This is a genomic window from Bradyrhizobium sacchari (genome assembly GCF_002068095.1).
GTDB classification, from domain to species: Bacteria; Pseudomonadota; Alphaproteobacteria; order Rhizobiales; family Xanthobacteraceae; genus Bradyrhizobium; species Bradyrhizobium sacchari.
This window is the reverse complement of sequence record NZ_LWIG01000002.1, coordinates 108,717-125,442: the sequence shown is the minus strand read 5'-3', so window position 1 is coordinate 125,442 and position 16,726 is coordinate 108,717. Positions and strand designations below refer to the sequence as shown.

The following is a 16,726-nucleotide window of genomic DNA, read 5'->3' as shown; positions in this document are numbered from 1 at the left end:
CCGCCGAGCCGGCGCCGCCGGAGGAGCCGCCCGGGGTCAGCGAGGCATCGCGGGGATTTTTGGTGTCGCCATGGACCAGATTGGTGGTGAACCAGCGATAGGAGAAGGCCGGGCAATTGGTGCGGCCGAGCAGGATGGCGCCGGCCTTGCGGAAATTGGCGACCACCGGATTGTCCTCGCGCGCGATCAGGTCGCGCTGCAGCTTCAGGCCGTTGGTGGTGGCAAAGCCCTCCTGGTCGACATTGGCCTTGATGGTGACGGGCACGCCGGCGAGGACGCCGGGGTCCTCGCCCCGGGCGATGGCGGCATCGACCGCATCAGCCTGCTTGAGCACGTCCTCCGGGCGGTGGTCGATCACGGCATTGAGGGCGGGATTGACGGCATCCAGACGGTCGAGGCCAGCCTTTGCCGCCTCCCGGGCGGACACCTTTTTGGCCTTGACGAGGGTGGCGAGGTCGGCGGCCGACAGGCGCCAGAGATCTTGCATGGCTTGCTCCGTATGACCGGCGTCTTTTAGCGCCGGGAACGCGGCAAAGCCATGCGGATTTCGCAGGGGCGAAGGGCGACGGGAGGCCCAATTGCCGCATCTTTCGTCATTGCGAGCGAAGCGAAGCAATCCAGAGTCCCTCAGCGGAGACAGTCTGGATTGCTTCGTCGCAAGGGCTCCTCGCAATGACGGGGAGAGAGCGGCGGACCGCTCTAATGCCTTGTTGCCGACTGGTCCGGCATGTCCAGCAGGGCCTCGGTGAAGGGAAACTCCAGCACGATGTCCCCGTCGGAATCGGTGACCTCGATGACCGCCTCAAGCAGCGCCGGCTGGGTTCCTTCCGATTTGAGGACCTCCAGGATCATCTGTCGGGCGACCTCCCAGGCGCGATCGGGATTGCGCAGGTCCTCGCCGTCAGGATCCACGATCAATTCCTCGCCGATACGGGTGTTGAAGAAATATCTGGGCATGCCTGATCCAATGGGGTCGCCTGTAGCCGATTGAAAGCCGTTCCATACTCACAACTGGTTTATCCCGACAGGGATCACGACCCATCGGCCATTTTGCGTATGTCATTCGCTCATCTTTACGGCCGCAATACGCTCTCTTTGCAGCGCAACAATTCGCCGGTCTACTACCTAGGTCGGGAAAATTTCACTGGCGAACTTTTCGGCCCGCATTACTTTATCAGCGGGCGGATACGTCCGGTTTCGCGAAAATGGAGAGCCAAATGGCCTGGAAAGCCCCGAAGATCGTCGAAGTGCCCTGCGGCATGGAGATCAACATGTATGTGAGCGCCACCCGCAAGTAAGCGGTTGGTGTGTACACGTTCTGCGCAGGTGGTTCTTGCGGTCGAGCACTTTCGGTCACGACGCATGTCCGGAAGATGGATTTTTGGCCTGAGATCCACCTCGCGACGTTGCCTCCAGGAGACGGATCATGCTTCGCGTCGTCGTCCTGGGCGCCGGGGCCGGCGGCGGGGTGCCGCAATGGAACTGCGGCTGTGACGGTTGCCGCGCGGCCCGTGCGAATGGACAAGAGCTGTATCGAACCCAGGCCTCGGTTGCCTTCAGCGGCGACGGTGAGCACTGGTTTCTGATCAACGCCTCGCCCGACCTTCGCCAGCAACTGAACGCCACGCCGCAGCTGCACCCGAAGGCGGGCGCGCTGCGCCATACGCCGATTGCAGGCGTGATCCTGACCAACAGCGAAGTGGATGCCGTGGCGGGCCTGCTCTCGATGCGCGAAGGCTCGCCCTTCACCATCTATGCGCATGAGAAGGTGCTGGCGATCCTTGCCAGCAACAGCATCTTCAACGTTCTGAATGAGAAGAACGTCAAGCGTCAGCCGATTGGCATCGGTGAGCCGTTCGAGCCTCGACTGACCGGTGGTGCGCGTTCGGGGCTGGAGGTGCTGCCCTTTGCCGTGCCCGGCAAGTCGGCCTGGTATCTGGAGGGCAAGGCCCATCCCGGCGGCGAGACCGGCGACGGCGATACGCTGGGGCTGAAGATCACCGACAAGGCCTCCGGCAAGTGCTTCTATTTCATCGCCGCCTGCGCCGAGGTCACCGATGCGCTGAAGGCCGAGATCGACGGCGCCGCGCTGGTGTTCTTCGACGGCACCGTCTGGCAGGACGACGAGATGATCAAAGCCGGGCTCGGCCACAAGACCGGCAAGAGCATGGGCCATGTCGCGATGTCCGGCGCCGATGGCGCGATCGCGCGGCTCGCCGACCTCGATATCGACAGGAAGATATTTCTGCATGTCAATAACTCGAACCCGGCGCTGCTGCCCGCCTCGCCGGAGCGGAAAATGGTCGAACAAGCGGGCTGGCAGATACCTGGGGATGGAACGGAGATCGTGCTGTGAACGCCGCGTCAATGACTGGAATGACTGCGCTCTCGATCGGCAAGGATATCAAGCTCACCAGCGCCGAGGAGCTCGAGGCGACGCTGCGCCATATCGGCGCGACGCGCTATCACAGCCTGCATCCGTTCCATAAGCTCTTGCATGGCGGCAAGCTGAACAAGGGCCAGGTGCAGGCCTGGGCCCTCAACCGCTACTATTACCAGAGCACGATCCCGATCAAGGACGCGGTGGTGATCTCACGCTTCCGCGACCGCGCCACGCGCGTCGAATGGCGTCATCGCATCGAGGACCATGACGGCGATGTCGGCAGCGAGGGCGGCATCGAACGCTGGCTCAAGCTGACCGAAGGGCTCGGGCTCGATACCGCCTACGTGGAATCGACCGAAGGCATCCTGCCGGCGACGCGCTTCGCGGTGGAGGCCTACGTGCACTACTGCCGCGAGAAGAGCCCGCTGGAGGCGATCGCCTCCTCGCTCACCGAGCTGTTCGCGCCGAACCTGCATGAAGAGCGCATCGCCGGCATGCTGGAGCATTACGACTTCGTCAATCCGGACATCATGAGCTACTTCAAGCGCCGCCTGACGCAGGCGCCGCGCGATGCCAATTTCGCGCTCGACTATGTCAAGACGCACGCCACGACGCCGGAGCAGCGCGCGCAGGTTTGCAACGCGCTGATCTTCAAGACCAACGTGCTATGGGTGCAGCTCGATGCGCTGCAGCACGCCTATGTCGAGGGCCACATTCCGCCGGGTGCGTTCGTGCCCAAAGCGAGCTGAGGATTAGAGCAATGGCCGGGCCGCGGAACATCAGCGTCAGCGAGGCAAGCCGCCCCGTGCTGCCGCGGCATGCCAGGCTGAAATACGACGAGACGCGACAAGTCTGGGTGATCCTGGCGCCGGAGCGGGTGCTGGCGCCGGATGAGATCGCGGTCGAGGTCTTGCAGCTCTGCAACGGCGAGCGCAATGTCGGCGACGTCGCGGATCGATTGGCGGCGAAATACGCCGCGCCGCGCGAGGCGATCCTGGCTGACGTCATCGCCATGCTGCAGGATCTCGCCGACAAGGGCTTCCTCACCGAGGCCCGGGAGAAGACGTCATGAGCGACGTGCTCGGCAACATCCCGCCCGAGACCAGCGACAGCCTCGCCGTGCTGGAGAAACAGCGCTCCACGGCCGAGACGTTCGGCATCCCGCTCGCCGTGCTGCTCGAGATCACCCATCGCTGCCCGCTGCAATGCCCCTATTGCTCCAACCCGGTCGAGCTCGACCGTTCGGGCAAGGAGCTGACCACCGAGGAATGGAAGAAGGTGCTGAGCGAGCTCGCCGAGATCGGCGTGCTGCAGGTGCATTTCTCCGGCGGCGAGCCGACGGCGCGGAAAGACCTCGTCGAGCTGGTCAAGCATGCCAGCGACGCCGGCCTCTATACCAACCTGATCACCTCGGCGGTGCTGCTGACGCGCGAGAGGCTCAGCGATCTCGCGGATGCCGGGCTCTGCCACGTGCAGATCTCGTTCCAAGGCGTCGAGGACGGCCTCGCCGATCGGGTCGCCGGCTACAGGAACGGCCATCGCAAAAAGCTCGAGGTCGCAAAGTGGACGCGCGAGCTCGATCTGCCGCTCACCGTGAACGCGGTGATGCACCGGCAGAACCTGCATCAGCTTCCTGAGATCATCCAGATGGCCGTGGATCTCGATGCCGACCGGCTCGAGGTCGCCAATGTGCAATATTATGGTTGGGCGCTGAAGAACCGCGCCGCCTTGATGCCGACCGTGGCGCAGTTAGATGAGTGCACCCGCCTCGTCGAGGAGGCGCGCGAGCGGCTGAAGGGTACGCTCGCGATCGACTATGTCGTGCCGGATTATTACGCGCTGCGGCCGAAGAAGTGCATGGGCGGCTGGGGCCGGCAGTTCTTCAACATCTCCCCCGCCGGCAAGGTGCTGCCCTGCCACGCCGCCGAGAGCATCACCGGGCTCGACTTCTTGTCGGTGCGCTCCAACCATTCGATCGCCTGGATCTGGCAGAACTCGGAGGCCTTCAACCGCTATCGCGGCACCGGCTGGATGAAGGAGCCGTGCAAGTCTTGCGAATTCCGCGAGATCGATTTCGGCGGCTGCCGGTGCCAGGCCTTTGCGCTGACGGGCGATGCCGCCAACACCGATCCGGCCTGCGCGCTGTCGCCGCTGCACGAGACCATCTTCAAGCAGGCCGAGCGCGAGGCCGAAGGCGAGACCAACCGCTTCCTCTACCGCAACTTCGCCGGCGGCACGCTGGAATCCGAGAATGACGCCTGACGCCGACGCCGCCAGCTCGGTCAGGCGGGCCGATCCCTTTGCGCCACTGACTTCCGACATGTTCGATGTCGGCGACGGCCATGAGCTCTATGTCGAGAGCGTCGGCCGCGCCGACGGAATCCCAGCGGTCTATCTGCATGGCGGGCCCGGCAGCGGCTGCCAGCCCGATCATCGCCGGCTGTTCGATCCCGAGCGTCTCCATGCCGTGCTGTTCGACCAACGCGGCTGCGGCCGCAGCCGTCCCAAGGGATCGCGCGAGCACAACACGACGGCGCACCTGATCGCGGACATGGAAAAGATCCGCGAAAGATTCGGCTTCGAACGCTGGATGGTGGTCGGCGGCTCCTGGGGCGCGACGCTGGCGCTGGCGTATGCAGAGGCGCATCCGGAGCGCGTCCTGGGTCTCGCGCTCCGTGCAACCTTCCTGGGCACGCGGGCCGAGGTCGTGACCGCCTTCACGAGCCGCCTGTCGCAATTCTATCCCGCCCTCTACGAGGATTTCCTCAGTGTGCTGCCGCCAGAAGAGCGGGACCGGCCGGTGGACGCCTGTTGGCGCCGCATCCTCGCCGCCGACCCTGCCGTGCATGGCCCGGCGGCGAAGGCCTGGCACGACACCGAGCGCATCCTGTCCGAGCACAAGCCCGCAAGGACACGGCTCGACCTCGCCTCGCTGAACGTCTGGCGCACATTGCCGGCGACACCGTTCATGGAAGCGCATTACTTCCTCAACGACAGCTTCATGACCGCAGACCAGCTGCTGCGGAATGCGGGGCGGCTCGAAGGCATTCCCGGCATCATCGTCCAGGGCCGCTACGACCTCCTGTGCCCACCCGAGACATCGCATGCGCTTGCGAAAGCCTGGCCCGGTTCCGAGATTCGCGTCGTGGAAGAAGCCGGCCATTCGCTCTATGATGGTGGCGTGCGGGACGCGGTCATGAGGTCGATCGCGGACCTTGCTTCGAAGGCCGCGCGCTGAGGCGCAATAAAGGGACAACAAGAAAATGCCGCTCGCCGGAAAAGGCATGCTGCTGACGTCGATGAACATCGACGCTTCAGACGAGGCCGATTTCAATCGCTGGTACGATCGCGAGCATCTGGAAGAGCGCGTCGCGATCGAGGGCTTCCTGGAGGCGCGGCGCTATGTCGCGCACGCCGCCAATCCCAAATATCTCTGCCTCTATTCGACCGCGACACTCGACGTGCTCGACAGCCCCGCCTACAAGGCGCGGCTCGCCAATCCGACCGACTGGTCGCGGCAGACCATGGCGCGCTTCAAGGACATGCTGCGTGTCGTGGCGCGCATCACGATCAGCAACGGCACCGGCCGCGCGGCTGCGCTCGGCGTGGTGCGGCTGCGGCCGACGCTGGACAATGCCGCGCCATGGCGTGATGCACTGCAAGAAAGGCTGGCACCGGAAAAGCACGCCGGCATCATCTCGATGCATCTGCTCGAGAGCGAGCCGGAATTGTCGGGCACAACGCCTGAGATTCCGGCAGTGCGCAACGAAGGTGCACGCGACTGGTTCGTGCTGATCGACGGCACGCATATCGGCGCGGTCTCGGCAGTCATCGCCGAGCGCTTCACCGGTCCCGCAGCATCCCCCTTCCCGCCTCCGGTCTCCGTCGGCACCTACAGCCTGATGTGGGATCTCGCAAAGAGCGATATCGCGCCGAGCTAACGTGGGGCTATGCTGCGCTGCCCGCCAAGCCCGTCATTGCGAGCGCAGCGAAGCAATCCAGGCTTGCAGCCGCGGCGGCACTCTGGATTGCTTCGTCGCAAGGGCTCCTCGCAATGACGAGGTTCGAGCGCATCGCAACATATTGCATCGCCGCATGTCGCGCGCGGCGCGTTAATGCTGTGCACGCGCAGCTCCCATGAAAGCCGGTGATCACCCAAATTTGCCGTTGTGCTTCGGAACGGTTCTAATAAGCTAACCCAATGACGTCATTCAGAAACCGGATCGAAGCGCGCTAAAGCGCTCGCCAAGCTCAAGAAAAGGCCGCGGGGGTCTTTGAGCCTGCGCGGACAGGGTAGGAATGAAACCGACCGATATTGCGGCCCCCGACTACTTTCACAAAGTGGTCGATTGCCAGTGGGCCTGTCCTGCACACACCCCGGTTCCCGAATACATCCGACTGATCGCACAAGGCCGCTACAGCGACGCCTACATGATCAATTGGAAATCGAACGTGTTTCCCGGAATCCTGGGACGCACCTGCGATCGTCCGTGCGAGCCGGCATGCCGCCGCGGACGCGTCGAGGAAACGCCGGTGGCGATCTGCCGTCTCAAACGCGTTGCCGCCGACTTCAAGGACGACATCAAGCAGCGCCTGCCGCGCCCCGCGCCGAAGAACGGCAAGCGCATCGCGCTCGTTGGCGGCGGCCCCGCCTCGCTGACCGTTGCGCGCGATCTCGCGCCGCTCGGTTATCGCTGCACCGTGTTCGATGGCGATCCCGACGCCGGCGGCATGATGCGCTCGCAGATCCCGAAATTCCGCCTGCCCAATTCGGTGATCGACGAGGAGACCGGCTACATCCTCAACCTTGGTGTCGAGTTCAAGGGCGGCCACCGCATCGAGAGCATGAAGTCGCTGCTGGCGGAGAAATACGACGCGATCTTCGTCGGCTCCGGCGCGCCGCGCGGCCGTGAGCTCGACATTCCCGGCCGGAAAGAGGCCGCCGCCAACATCCATATCGGCATCGAGTGGCTGGCCAACGTGTCGTTCGGCCATGTCGACAAGATCGGCAAGCGCGTGATCGTGCTCGGCGGCGGCAACACCGCGATGGATTGCTGCCGCACCGCGCGCCGGCTCGGCGGCGAGACCGTCAAGGTGGTCGTGCGTTCCGGCTTCGAAGAGATGAAGGCCTCGCCCTGGGAGAAGGAGGACGCGCTCCACGAGGACATCCCGATCCTCAACTACATGGTGCCGGTGGCTTTCAAGCACGTCGCCGGCAAGCTGATCGGCGTCACCTTTCAGAAGGTGAAGGCCGAATACGATGCCAAGGGTCGGCGCAACCTGGTGCCTTCGGGCGAGCCCGACGAGACGATCGTATGCGACGACGTGCTGGTCGCGGTCGGCCAGGAGAATGCCTTCCCCTGGATCGAGCAGGATTGCGGCATCGAGTTCGACAAATGGCACATGCCCAAGGTCGATCCCAAGACCTTCGCCTCGACCAACCCGAAAGTATTTTTCGGCGGCGATGCCGCCTTTGGGCCCAAGAACATCATCTGGGCGGTGGCGCACGGCCATGACGCCGCACTGTCGATCCACAAGATGCTCTCCGGCGAAGACATCACCGAACGGCCGCTGCCGGAGGTGCAAATCTCCTCGCAGAAAATGGGCATCCACGAATGGAGCTATGACAACGACATCTCGGTCGACAAGCGCTTCAAGGTGCCGCATCGCGACAAGGTCGTCGCGCTGAAGGACATCCGCGCCGAGGTCGAGCTCGGCTACGACGTCAAGCTGGCGCTTGGCGAAGCGCATCGCTGCCTGAACTGCGACGTGCAGACCGTGTTCTCGACCTCGCTCTGCATCGAGTGCGATGCCTGCGCCGACATCTGCCCGATGGACTGCATCACCTTCACGAACAATGGCGAAGAGAATGACCTGCGCCAGCGCCTGAAGGCGCCCTCGCCGCACCCGGACCAGGACCTCTACGTCTCCTCCGACCTCAAGACCGGGCGCGTGATGGTGAAGGACGAGGATGTCTGCCTGCATTGCGGGCTGTGCGCCGAGCGCTGTCCCACCGGCGCCTGGGACATGCAGAAATATTTCATCGATATGACCCACGCAGGTTCGACATGTCCGACAAAAAGCCGATCAGCAGCGTAAGCGACTTCGTCGTCCGTTTCGCCAACGTCAACGGCTCGGGCTCGGCCAGCGCCAACGAGATGTTCGCGCGCGCGATCCTGCGCCATGGCGTGCCGGTGTCCCCGCGCAACATTTTCCCCTCCAACATCCAGGGCCTGCCGACCTGGTACGAGGTGCGCGTGACGGAAGCCGGCCATCTCGGCGCCCGCGGCGGCGTCGACATGATGGTGGCGATGAACCCGCAGACCTGGGACAAGGACGTCGCCGGCATCGAGCCCGGCGGCTATCTGTTCTACGATTCCACCAAGCCGATGCCGTCGACCAAATTCCGCGACGACATCACCGTGATCGGCGTGCCGCTGACCGCGATCACCAACTCGACCTACACCGATCCGCGCCAGCGCCAGCTGTTCAAGAACATCATCTATCTTGGCGCGCTCTCGGCGTTGCTCGACATGGATCCGAAGCTGATCGAGCAGTTGATCGGCGAACAGTACAAGGGCAAGGAGAAGCTGCTCTCCTCCAACGTCCACGCGCTGCATCTCGGCCGCGACTGGGCTTTGCAGAACCTGAAATGCCCGATCGGGCTCAGGGTGAAGAAGTCCGACAAGGTCGGCGACCGCATCTTCATCGAGGGCAACAGCGCCGCCGCGCTCGGCGCCGTCTATGGCGGCGCCACCGTGTGCGCATGGTATCCGATCACGCCGTCATCGTCGGTGGCGGAGGCCTTCACCGCCCATTGCAAGAAGTACCGGCACGATCCGGAGACCGGCAAGGCGAAATACGCGATCGTGCAGGGCGAGGACGAGCTCGCCTCCATCGGTATCGTTATCGGCGCCTCCTGGAACGGCGCGCGCGCCTTCACCGCGACCTCGGGCCCGGGCATCTCGCTGATGACGGAATTCATCGGCCTCTCCTACTTTGCCGAGATTCCCGCGGTGATCATGAACATCCAGCGCGCCGGCCCCTCGACGGGCATGCCGACCCGCACCCAGCAATGCGACATCATCGCCTGCGCCTACGCCTCCCATGGCGACACCAAGCATGTGCTGCTGTTCCCGGAAGACCCGGCCGAAGCCTTCGAGTTCGCGGCCGCAGCGTTCGATCTCGCCGAGCGGCTGCAGACCACGATCTTCCTGATGCTCGACCTCGACATCGGCATGAACCACCGGCTCTGCCGTCCGCTGAAATGGGATGACGCAAGGCAATATGACCGCGGCAAGATCATGACGGCGGAGATGCTGGAAGAGGGCCGCGACTTCGGCCGCTATCTGGACGTCGACGGCGACGGCATTCCCTACCGCACCTACCCCGGCACGCATCCGACCAAGGGCTCCTATTTCACCCGCGGCACCTCGCGTGATCGCTACGCGCGCTACTCCGAGGAAGGCACCGTCTACGCTGACAACATGCAGCGCCTGGTGCGCAAGTTCGAGACCGCGCAGGACCTCGTGCCGCGGCCGCTGCAGGCCAATGCGGAACGGCCGACCAAATATGGCGTGATCTATTTCGGCTCGACCTCGCCGGCGATGGACGAGGCGATCGGACTGCTGGAAGCGCGCGGGCATCAGCTCGATCGCCTGCGCATCCGCGCCTTCCCGTTCCATTCGAGCGTGGCGAGCTTCCTCGCCGAGCATGACTTCGTCTACGTCGTCGAGCAGAACCGCGACAGCCAGCTCCGCCAGCTTATCGTCAACGAGAACGGCATCGATCCGGTCCGGCTCGTTCCGATCGTGCATTACGACGGCACGCCGATCACCGCCCGTTTCATCGCAAAAGCCATTGGCGACCACCAGGATCACCTCAAGGTGACCCCGCTCCGCAAGGCCGTGTCATGATTGTAGACCGCATCAACATCGTCATTGCGAGCCAACGGGTCCGCGCGACGCGCGGCCCGATGACAGGCTCCGCGAAGCAATCCAGACTGCCTCCGTGGAAAGACTCTGGATTGCTTCGCTGCGCTCGCAATGACGAAGTGCGGTTGCGACAGCCCGGCCATGTGCAAAGAGACGTCGGATTGCGGTAAGGGAGCAGAGAGAAACGGTCATGACCTACATCGCAAAACCGAAATTCCATCATCCGGGCCTGAAGAAGAACGAGCTCGGCTACACGCATCGCGACTACGAGGGCAAGATCTCGACGCTGTGCGCCGGCTGCGGCCACGATTCCATCACGGCCTCGATCATCGAGGCCTGCTACGAGCTCTCGATCGAGCCGCATCGGGTGGCGAAGATCTCCGGCATCGGCTGCTCGTCGAAGACGCCCGACTATTTCCTCGGCAATTCGCACGGCTTCAACTCCGTGCACGGCCGCATGCCAAGCGTGCTCACAGGCGCCAACCTCGCCAATCGCGATTTGATCTATCTCGGCGTCTCCGGCGACGGGGATTCCGCCTCGATCGGATTCGGCCAGTTCGCGCATTCGATCCGGCGCGGCGTCAACATGACCTATATCGTCGAGAACAACGGCGTCTACGGCCTGACCAAGGGCCAGTTCTCGGCCACCGCCGACCGCGGCTCGAAGAGCAAGAAGGGCGTCACCAACACCGACAACGCCATAGACCTCGTCGCCATCGCGCTGCAGCTGGGCGCAACCTTCGTCGCGCGCTCGTTCTCCGGCGACAAGGGCCAGCTGGTGCCGCTGATCGCGGCCGCGATCGGCCACAAGGGCGCATCCTTCATCGACGTCATCAGCCCCTGCATCGCCTTCAACAACCACGCCGGCTCGACCAAGAGTTTTGACTATGTCCGTGAACACAATGACGCCGTCAACCGGCTCGACGTGCTGGTCGGCCGCGATCCGATCGCGGTCGACTACGCGCCGGGCACGGTGCAGGTGGTCGAGCAGCATGACGGCAGCAAGATCGCGCTGCGCAAGATCGACGCCGATTACGATCCGCATGACCGGCTGGGGGCCCAGACCTTCCTCGCCAAGCACGCCGCCAAGGGCCAGATCGTCACCGGCCTGCTCTATGTCGATCCTGATGCCGAGGATTTGCACGAGCATCTCAATACGGTCGAGACCCCGCTCAACACGCTGGAAGCCGACACCCTGTGCCCGGGCTCGGCGGTGCTCGACAAGATCAACGCCAGCCTGCGCTGATCACTTGGCGGCAAGCGGTTGCCTGACACGGATGGTGATCTTCTCGGACACGATGGGTGGTTCGAACGGATAGTGCTTGGCGTCGCCGAGCACCAGTTGCAGCGTGTGAGTCCCCGGTGGGAGCTCGAGCATAGTTTCGGTCTGCCCGGCTCCGAAGTGCAGGTGCGACTTGTCCTGCGGGATCGGCTCCTTGGAATCGATGACTTCGTTGACGTCGACCAGCAGATGATGATGGCCGGCGTTCTGGTAATCGTCGCCGGCATGCGTCACGCCCATGTTGCGCAGACCGAACCGGACCCAGAACCCGCCGCGAACCTTCTGCCCGTCACGCGGGCTGATGAAATAGAGCTTGGCGTCCTTGGGCGCGGTCTTGCCCTGCGCGTAGGCCGTACCCGGAGGCAATGCGATCGCCGCCGCCAATGCGGCGCAAAAAATGATCTTCATCAAACCCACTCCAGCACCTACGGACTGAGCGCGACCCGAAATCCATGCGTGGGGTAACGGACATTGGTGTCGTAACCATCACGGTTGGACGGCCGCACATATCGCGAATCGTTCTTCCAGGAGCCCGAGCGCAGGACATGCGAGGAGCAGTCGCCGCCGGCCCATGCCGAGCCGTCGCCGGGCGCCCCTTGATAGCTCTTGTGCCAGCAATCCTCGACCCACTGGTCGATCGCGCCGCCCATGTCGTACAGCCCGAACGGATTCGGCTTGAAGCTGCCGACCTTCGCCGGCTGCTCGGCCCCGAGACTGCCGCAATCCTTGCAGCCGGCCATGCCCGGCTGGAGCTTGTCGCCCCACCAATACTTGCTCTGCGTTCCGCCGCGCGCCGCATACTCCCATTCGGCTTCGCTCGGAAGCCGGTACGGCTTCTTCGTCGCCTTGGAGAGATACGCTACATATTGTTGCGCATCGGTCCAGCTCACATTGCTGACCGGCGCATCGTCCTTGCCGGTGGCCGTGAAAGAGCACGCCTTTGCAGCGGCGCATTCGTTCCACTCCTGCACCGTCACCGGATATTTGCCGATCGAGAACGGCTTGATCGCGACCTGATGGACCGGGCGTTCCGTCGGATCGTCATTGCTTCCCATGGCGAAGCTGCCGCCGCGAATGGCGATCATCTCGGGTTCTCGGACCGCCGTCACCGATGGAGCGGATGCCGGGGATGGTGAAGGCGATGCTGCGGGCGATGGCGCCGTCGTGGGCAACGGCGACGCCGCGGGTGCGGCTTGTGGCGCCGGTACCGGCGGGCTCGGTAACGACGGAACGGATTGCGGCATCGGCGAAGCCGACGGCGCCGCGATCGGAGGAGCGGCAGCCTGTTGCCCCACCTGGCTGCGGTGCTGCGCCAGCACGTACCAAAGCACGTAGCCGGCAATCACCAGCAATGCCGTGATCAGAAGAAAGAGCAGGACACTCTCGCGCCGACCACGCGTCCTGCCGACTGCGTCTGCGTCCGGCAGCACGCGATAGACGCGTACGGGATCCGTGATGTTCTTGACCTTGCGATCGCCGAGCGACTCGTAGCCGCATACGACCTTGTGCTTGATCTGCTCGTAGATCGCACCCGAGATATAGACCTGACCGGGCTCGGCAATGCCTTCGATACGTGTGGCGATGTTGACGCCGTCGCCGTAGACGTCATCCGGCTCCACGATGACGTCGCCGAGATTGACGCCAATCCGGTATTCGAGCCGCGAATGCTTGGGAAGCGGGGCGTTGCGGCCGATGAGATTCTGCTGGATGACGATGCTGCATCGAACGGCCTCGACCGGGCTATCGAAGATGGCGATGAAGCCATCGCCCGTCGTCTTCACCAGCGTGCCATGGTGCTCGACGATGCTGGGCTGGATGATATCCCGCTCGATCCGCTTGACGCGGACATGCGTTCCCTCCTCGTCGGCCTGCATGATGCGACTGTAGGAAGCGATGTCGCCGACGATGATCGCCGCGAGACGACGAGGCATGGGGCCGTGTGGAGGCGGCTCGTCCTGATTTCCGGATCTGAAGTTGCGAATTTCGCCCATTGCGGGGACTCCACGCGCGACGAGAGGCGGCCCCACTCTACGACTGCCAAGAGCAATCGCCTGTGAAGGCTATCACATCGACGAATGGGGACAATGTCGAATGGTCGACGGCATCGAGTTCCCAAAAAACGAAGGGTTCGCGGCGATTGAACCTTCCTGGCGTGAGGTTCGACTAAGGCCGCCCATGGAACCAGTCCGCCCGCTCCGCTCGGCGCGTGTATGCGGGGTGAGCGCGGCACGCTCGCGGCGACTGCCAACACGCGGTGTTTCGTAAAAGCAGCGCGATCCGCCCGGCTGCGGCCTGGACTAGCTGACAGGCTCGGGCTCAGCTGCGGCGCGACCCGTATAGGCCAGCCGTCCGGCCGTCCAGTATTGCTTGCAGGTCTCGAACAGCGTTTCGCCGTCCATGGTCAGGCCGCCCGTGACGAGCACGCCGTCCGCGCCAATCGGCTTGTTCAGCAGCGACAAGACGCGCTTCAGAAAGCTGCCTTCGAACCGCTCGGCAAGAAGAGGATCGACCTGAAGAACGACGATCCTCTGGCTGCGATACCGAAAGATCGAGATGTCCCTCACAGATCTCCACGAGATGGTGTCATCGGCGATCCTGGTGTCGCGAATGCCGATACGGGTGATGAAGAGGACCGGCTCCCTGGCGGAGATCAACGTCCAGAGCGTCCTGCAGGTGGCCAGGCCGAAAAACACGACGCCGAAATAGCTGAGCGCGATCTGGATCGTGGCGATGTCCTTGCCATAGTGCCAGCTGAATGCGAGCGCGCCGCACAGCAGCGTCGCCAACAGGCCGGCCGCCAGCAACTTGAACAGCCGCGGAAGGGAATAGCCGATCGCAAGGTTGGGCAAGCTCTGACTTACGGACATTTTGACCGCCACCAGTCATTTGCAACAACCAGGGGCTTACCAAGGCCCCTCCTTCCAAATTGTTAAAGCGGGAACCTTGCGCGAGGCTGCCCGCAAGGCGTGCCGCCGGTGCGCTTGAACGCGCCGTTCGCTGCCTGCGACTAACAGCCAGTCGGCCCGCAGGTGGACGACGGTTCACGCGCCCGGTGCGATCATGAAGCTTGCTGTTGTCATTGCGACGATCCTTGCCGCGTTCGCCGGCGCCGCCCATGCACAGGACGACGTCCATATCCGCGAGGCCACCAAGGCCGAGGCCGAGGCCTTCAGCGAGCGGGTGTTCGCCGGTCCACCCGGCAGGAAGCTTTATGCCTGTTTCGTCCGCCGTTACGATGCCGATCACCTCGCGCGGCACCCGAAGCAGAAGGTCGCTTCGATGAAGCTGTTGATGTCGGCCGAATACGATAGCGAGGTCAAGGACCTCGGCTATTCCTTCCGCCTGGGCTTCAAGTACCGTCACCGCTCCGGCGATTTCGATTCCAGCGGTTCGTGCAGCCACGCCGTGTTCGAAGACAGCGGCAACGAGGTTCGCTTCGGCTGCGGCGTCGACTGCGAGGGCGGCGGCATCGGCGTTGCGCTCTCCAAGGACGACAAGTCGGCGATCGTGCGGCTCGAACGGGTCAGGGTCTGGCAGAACAACAAGCCCGATGACGACGCCGAACAGTCGCTGGTGGGCGGCGCCGACGACAGGATCTTTCGGCTCGACCGTGTCGACAACGGCGAGTGCGCTTCGCTCGTGACCGACCGCAAGGAACTCGCGGCGCTGCGGCACAAGTGATATCTGTCTGGCAAGTCAGGCTAGGGAGATGTCATGAACCGCAGGAACATGTTGTGGAGCGCCATCTCGGCATCGGGCGCCGCGCTTGGCGCCTCCAGTGTGAAAGCTGCGAGCGAGGCCGCGCCGTCGAACAAGCTGAATGTGGTCTATCACCTCAGCGACGCCGATAAGGTCAATTTCGTGCTCGGCAACATCCAGAACCACATCGACGGCGTCGGTGGCCCCGAGCACGTGACGATCGCGCTTGTCATCCACGGGCCGGCGCTGAAGGCGTTTCACTGGGCGCAGGCCAATCCCGATGTCAGCAAGCGCGTCGGCGATTTCTCCAAGGACGGCGTCGAGCTCGCCGCCTGCGGCAACACGATGAAGGCGCAGAACGTCACGCTGAGGGATCTCTTGCCCGGCTTCGTCAGCGCGGAGAAAGGCGGCGTGGTTCGCCTGGCCGAGCTGCAGTCACAGGGGTATCTGTATCTGCGGCCTTAGGGTTGCGGAAGGCATTCTCTCTCCACCGTCATTGCGAGCGCAGCGAAGCAATCCAGCCTTCTTCCGCGGGGGCGGACTGGATTGCTTCGTCGCAAGGGCTCCTCGCAATGACGGTGGAGGGGGTTGCGCGCCATAACGACTACCCTCCCTAGCCCTTGACTTACCCATAACTCTACGGTTATGAATTATCCATAACTTCCAAGTTATGGATTACCCATGTCCGCCGCTCACGATGTCCTGTTCAGGACGCTTGCCGATCCGACCCGGCGGGCGATCTTCGAGCGGCTGTGCCGGGAGGGTGAGCAGACGGTCGGGGCATTGACGGCGCGATCGGGCGTTTCCCAGCCGGCGGTCTCGAAACATCTCGGCGCGCTGAAACAGGCGGGCCTGGTGCGCGACCGGCACGAGGGACGCCAGACGCATTACAGCGCGCAGCCCGGCGCGCTCAATCCGCTGGTCGACTGGACCAGCCAGATGGCCGGCTTCTGGCAGAACCGGCTCGACGCTCTCGATGATCTCCTGAAGAGGATGGACCAATGACCGAAACACGATCCGTCGTCGTCGAGCGCGAGTTTGCGTTTCCGGCGGAGCGGCTGTGGCGGGCGCTGACGCAGCCGCATCTGATCGAGGAATGGCTGATGAAGAACGACTTCAAGCCCGAGGTCGGCCATCGCTTCAACCTGCGCGGCGAATGGGGCGGCGTGCTGGATTGCGAGGTGCTGACCATCGAGCCGCAGAAGTCGCTCGCCTATACCTGGAATTTCTCGCATGAGGACGCCGCCTTCGACCTGAAAAGCGTCGTGACGTTCACGCTGACGCCGACGGGCGCGGGCACGCATCTGCGCGTCGAGCAGGCCGGCTTCAGCCCGACACAGAAGCAGGCCTATGGCGGCGCGTATGCGGGCTGGAAGCAGTTCTTCAACAAGCTCGATGAGCTGCTGGCGCGGACAGTCTAGCCCGCCG

Annotated in this window: 19 protein-coding genes; 14 read left to right on the top strand and 5 right to left on the bottom strand. The window is 63.7% G+C overall.

Annotated features, from left to right (window positions below; all coding sequences use genetic code 11):
- A partial coding sequence (locus A5906_RS43820; RefSeq protein ID WP_245326591.1) for an amidase family protein occupies window positions 1-487 on the bottom strand: 487 nt, incomplete at its 3' end.
- Window positions 488-699: 212 nt separating this feature from the next.
- Entirely contained in the window at window positions 700-957 is a 258-nt protein-coding gene (locus A5906_RS05015) for a DUF6894 family protein (RefSeq protein ID WP_080134177.1), read from the bottom strand.
- Window positions 958-1,217: 260 nt separating this feature from the next.
- On the opposite strand from A5906_RS05015, the gene pqqA reads away from it, so the two are divergent.
- The 10 genes from pqqA to A5906_RS04965 all read left to right on the top strand — a co-directional run bounded on the left by pqqA (window position 1,218) and on the right by A5906_RS04965 (window position 11,563).
- On the top strand, window positions 1,218-1,298 hold the full coding sequence (gene pqqA / locus A5906_RS05010; RefSeq protein ID WP_007595659.1) for a pyrroloquinoline quinone precursor peptide PqqA: 81 nt from the start codon (window positions 1,218-1,220) through the stop codon (window positions 1,296-1,298).
- 128 nt (window positions 1,299-1,426) lie between these two features.
- On the top strand, window positions 1,427-2,356 hold the full coding sequence (pqqB, locus tag A5906_RS05005; protein ID WP_080134176.1) for a pyrroloquinoline quinone biosynthesis protein PqqB: 930 nt from the start codon (window positions 1,427-1,429) through the stop codon (window positions 2,354-2,356).
- A 20-nt stretch (window positions 2,357-2,376) separates the two neighbouring features.
- A complete protein-coding gene (gene pqqC, locus A5906_RS05000) occupies window positions 2,377-3,132 on the top strand; it encodes a pyrroloquinoline-quinone synthase PqqC (RefSeq protein WP_430642351.1) in 756 nt (251 codons plus the stop codon).
- Window positions 3,133-3,143: 11 nt separating this feature from the next.
- Window positions 3,144-3,455, top strand: a complete 312-nt coding sequence (gene pqqD, locus A5906_RS04995) for a pyrroloquinoline quinone biosynthesis peptide chaperone PqqD (RefSeq protein ID WP_080134174.1) — start codon at window positions 3,144-3,146, stop codon at window positions 3,453-3,455.
- Window positions 3,452-4,645, top strand: a complete 1,194-nt coding sequence (gene pqqE, locus A5906_RS04990; protein ID WP_080134173.1) for a pyrroloquinoline quinone biosynthesis protein PqqE — start codon at window positions 3,452-3,454, stop codon at window positions 4,643-4,645. The genes pqqD and pqqE overlap by 4 nt, the downstream gene beginning before the upstream one ends.
- Complete coding sequence (gene pip, locus A5906_RS04985; RefSeq protein WP_080134172.1) at window positions 4,635-5,621, top strand: prolyl aminopeptidase; 987 nt, start codon at window positions 4,635-4,637, stop codon at window positions 5,619-5,621. Before pqqE ends, pip begins: the two co-directional genes overlap by 11 nt.
- 25 nt (window positions 5,622-5,646) lie before the next feature.
- A complete protein-coding gene (locus tag A5906_RS04980; RefSeq protein ID WP_080134171.1) occupies window positions 5,647-6,324 on the top strand; it encodes a DUF4286 family protein in 678 nt (225 codons plus the stop codon).
- Window positions 6,325-6,682: 358 nt separating this feature from the next.
- The gene (locus A5906_RS04975) at window positions 6,683-8,482 is read left to right on the top strand and encodes an FAD-dependent oxidoreductase (RefSeq protein WP_080134170.1); all 1,800 of its coding nucleotides are present in this window, start codon (window positions 6,683-6,685) and stop codon (window positions 8,480-8,482) included.
- Complete coding sequence (locus tag A5906_RS04970; RefSeq protein ID WP_080134169.1) at window positions 8,452-10,299, top strand: 2-oxoacid:acceptor oxidoreductase subunit alpha; 1,848 nt, start codon at window positions 8,452-8,454, stop codon at window positions 10,297-10,299. The genes A5906_RS04975 and A5906_RS04970 overlap by 31 nt, the downstream gene beginning before the upstream one ends.
- A gap of 208 nt (window positions 10,300-10,507) precedes the next feature.
- Window positions 10,508-11,563 carry a 2-oxoacid:ferredoxin oxidoreductase subunit beta gene (locus A5906_RS04965; RefSeq protein ID WP_080134168.1) on the top strand — a complete coding sequence of 352 codons (1,056 nt, stop codon included), beginning with the start codon at window positions 10,508-10,510 and terminating at the stop codon, window positions 11,561-11,563.
- Here A5906_RS04965 and A5906_RS04960 read toward each other — a convergent pair whose 3' ends face one another.
- From A5906_RS04960 to A5906_RS04950, 3 genes are all read right to left on the bottom strand, one after another.
- Window positions 11,564-12,007 (bottom strand): DUF4399 domain-containing protein, encoded by a 444-nt coding sequence (locus tag A5906_RS04960; RefSeq protein WP_080134216.1) that lies wholly within the window; start codon window positions 12,005-12,007, stop codon window positions 11,564-11,566.
- 17 nt (window positions 12,008-12,024) lie between these two features.
- Window positions 12,025-13,590, bottom strand: a complete 1,566-nt coding sequence (locus tag A5906_RS04955; protein WP_080134167.1) for an SUMF1/EgtB/PvdO family nonheme iron enzyme — start codon at window positions 13,588-13,590, stop codon at window positions 12,025-12,027.
- A gap of 306 nt (window positions 13,591-13,896) precedes the next feature.
- Entirely contained in the window at window positions 13,897-14,466 is a 570-nt protein-coding gene (locus A5906_RS04950) for an STM3941 family protein (RefSeq protein ID WP_080134166.1), read from the bottom strand.
- Between the two features lie 193 nt (window positions 14,467-14,659).
- Between A5906_RS04950 and A5906_RS04945 the strand changes: the two genes are divergently transcribed.
- The 4 genes from A5906_RS04945 to A5906_RS04930 all read left to right on the top strand — a co-directional run bounded on the left by A5906_RS04945 (window position 14,660) and on the right by A5906_RS04930 (window position 16,719).
- Window positions 14,660-15,280, top strand: coding sequence for a hypothetical protein (locus A5906_RS04945; RefSeq protein WP_080134165.1), 621 nt, complete (start codon window positions 14,660-14,662; stop codon window positions 15,278-15,280).
- A 33-nt stretch (window positions 15,281-15,313) separates the two neighbouring features.
- Complete coding sequence (locus tag A5906_RS04940; RefSeq protein WP_080134164.1) at window positions 15,314-15,763, top strand: DsrE family protein; 450 nt, start codon at window positions 15,314-15,316, stop codon at window positions 15,761-15,763.
- A 216-nt stretch (window positions 15,764-15,979) separates the two neighbouring features.
- Complete coding sequence (locus A5906_RS04935; protein ID WP_080134163.1) at window positions 15,980-16,303, top strand: ArsR/SmtB family transcription factor; 324 nt, start codon at window positions 15,980-15,982, stop codon at window positions 16,301-16,303.
- Entirely contained in the window at window positions 16,300-16,719 is a 420-nt protein-coding gene (locus A5906_RS04930) for an SRPBCC family protein (protein ID WP_080134162.1), read from the top strand. Before A5906_RS04935 ends, A5906_RS04930 begins: the two co-directional genes overlap by 4 nt.
- The last annotated feature ends 7 nt before the right edge of the window (window positions 16,720-16,726 follow it).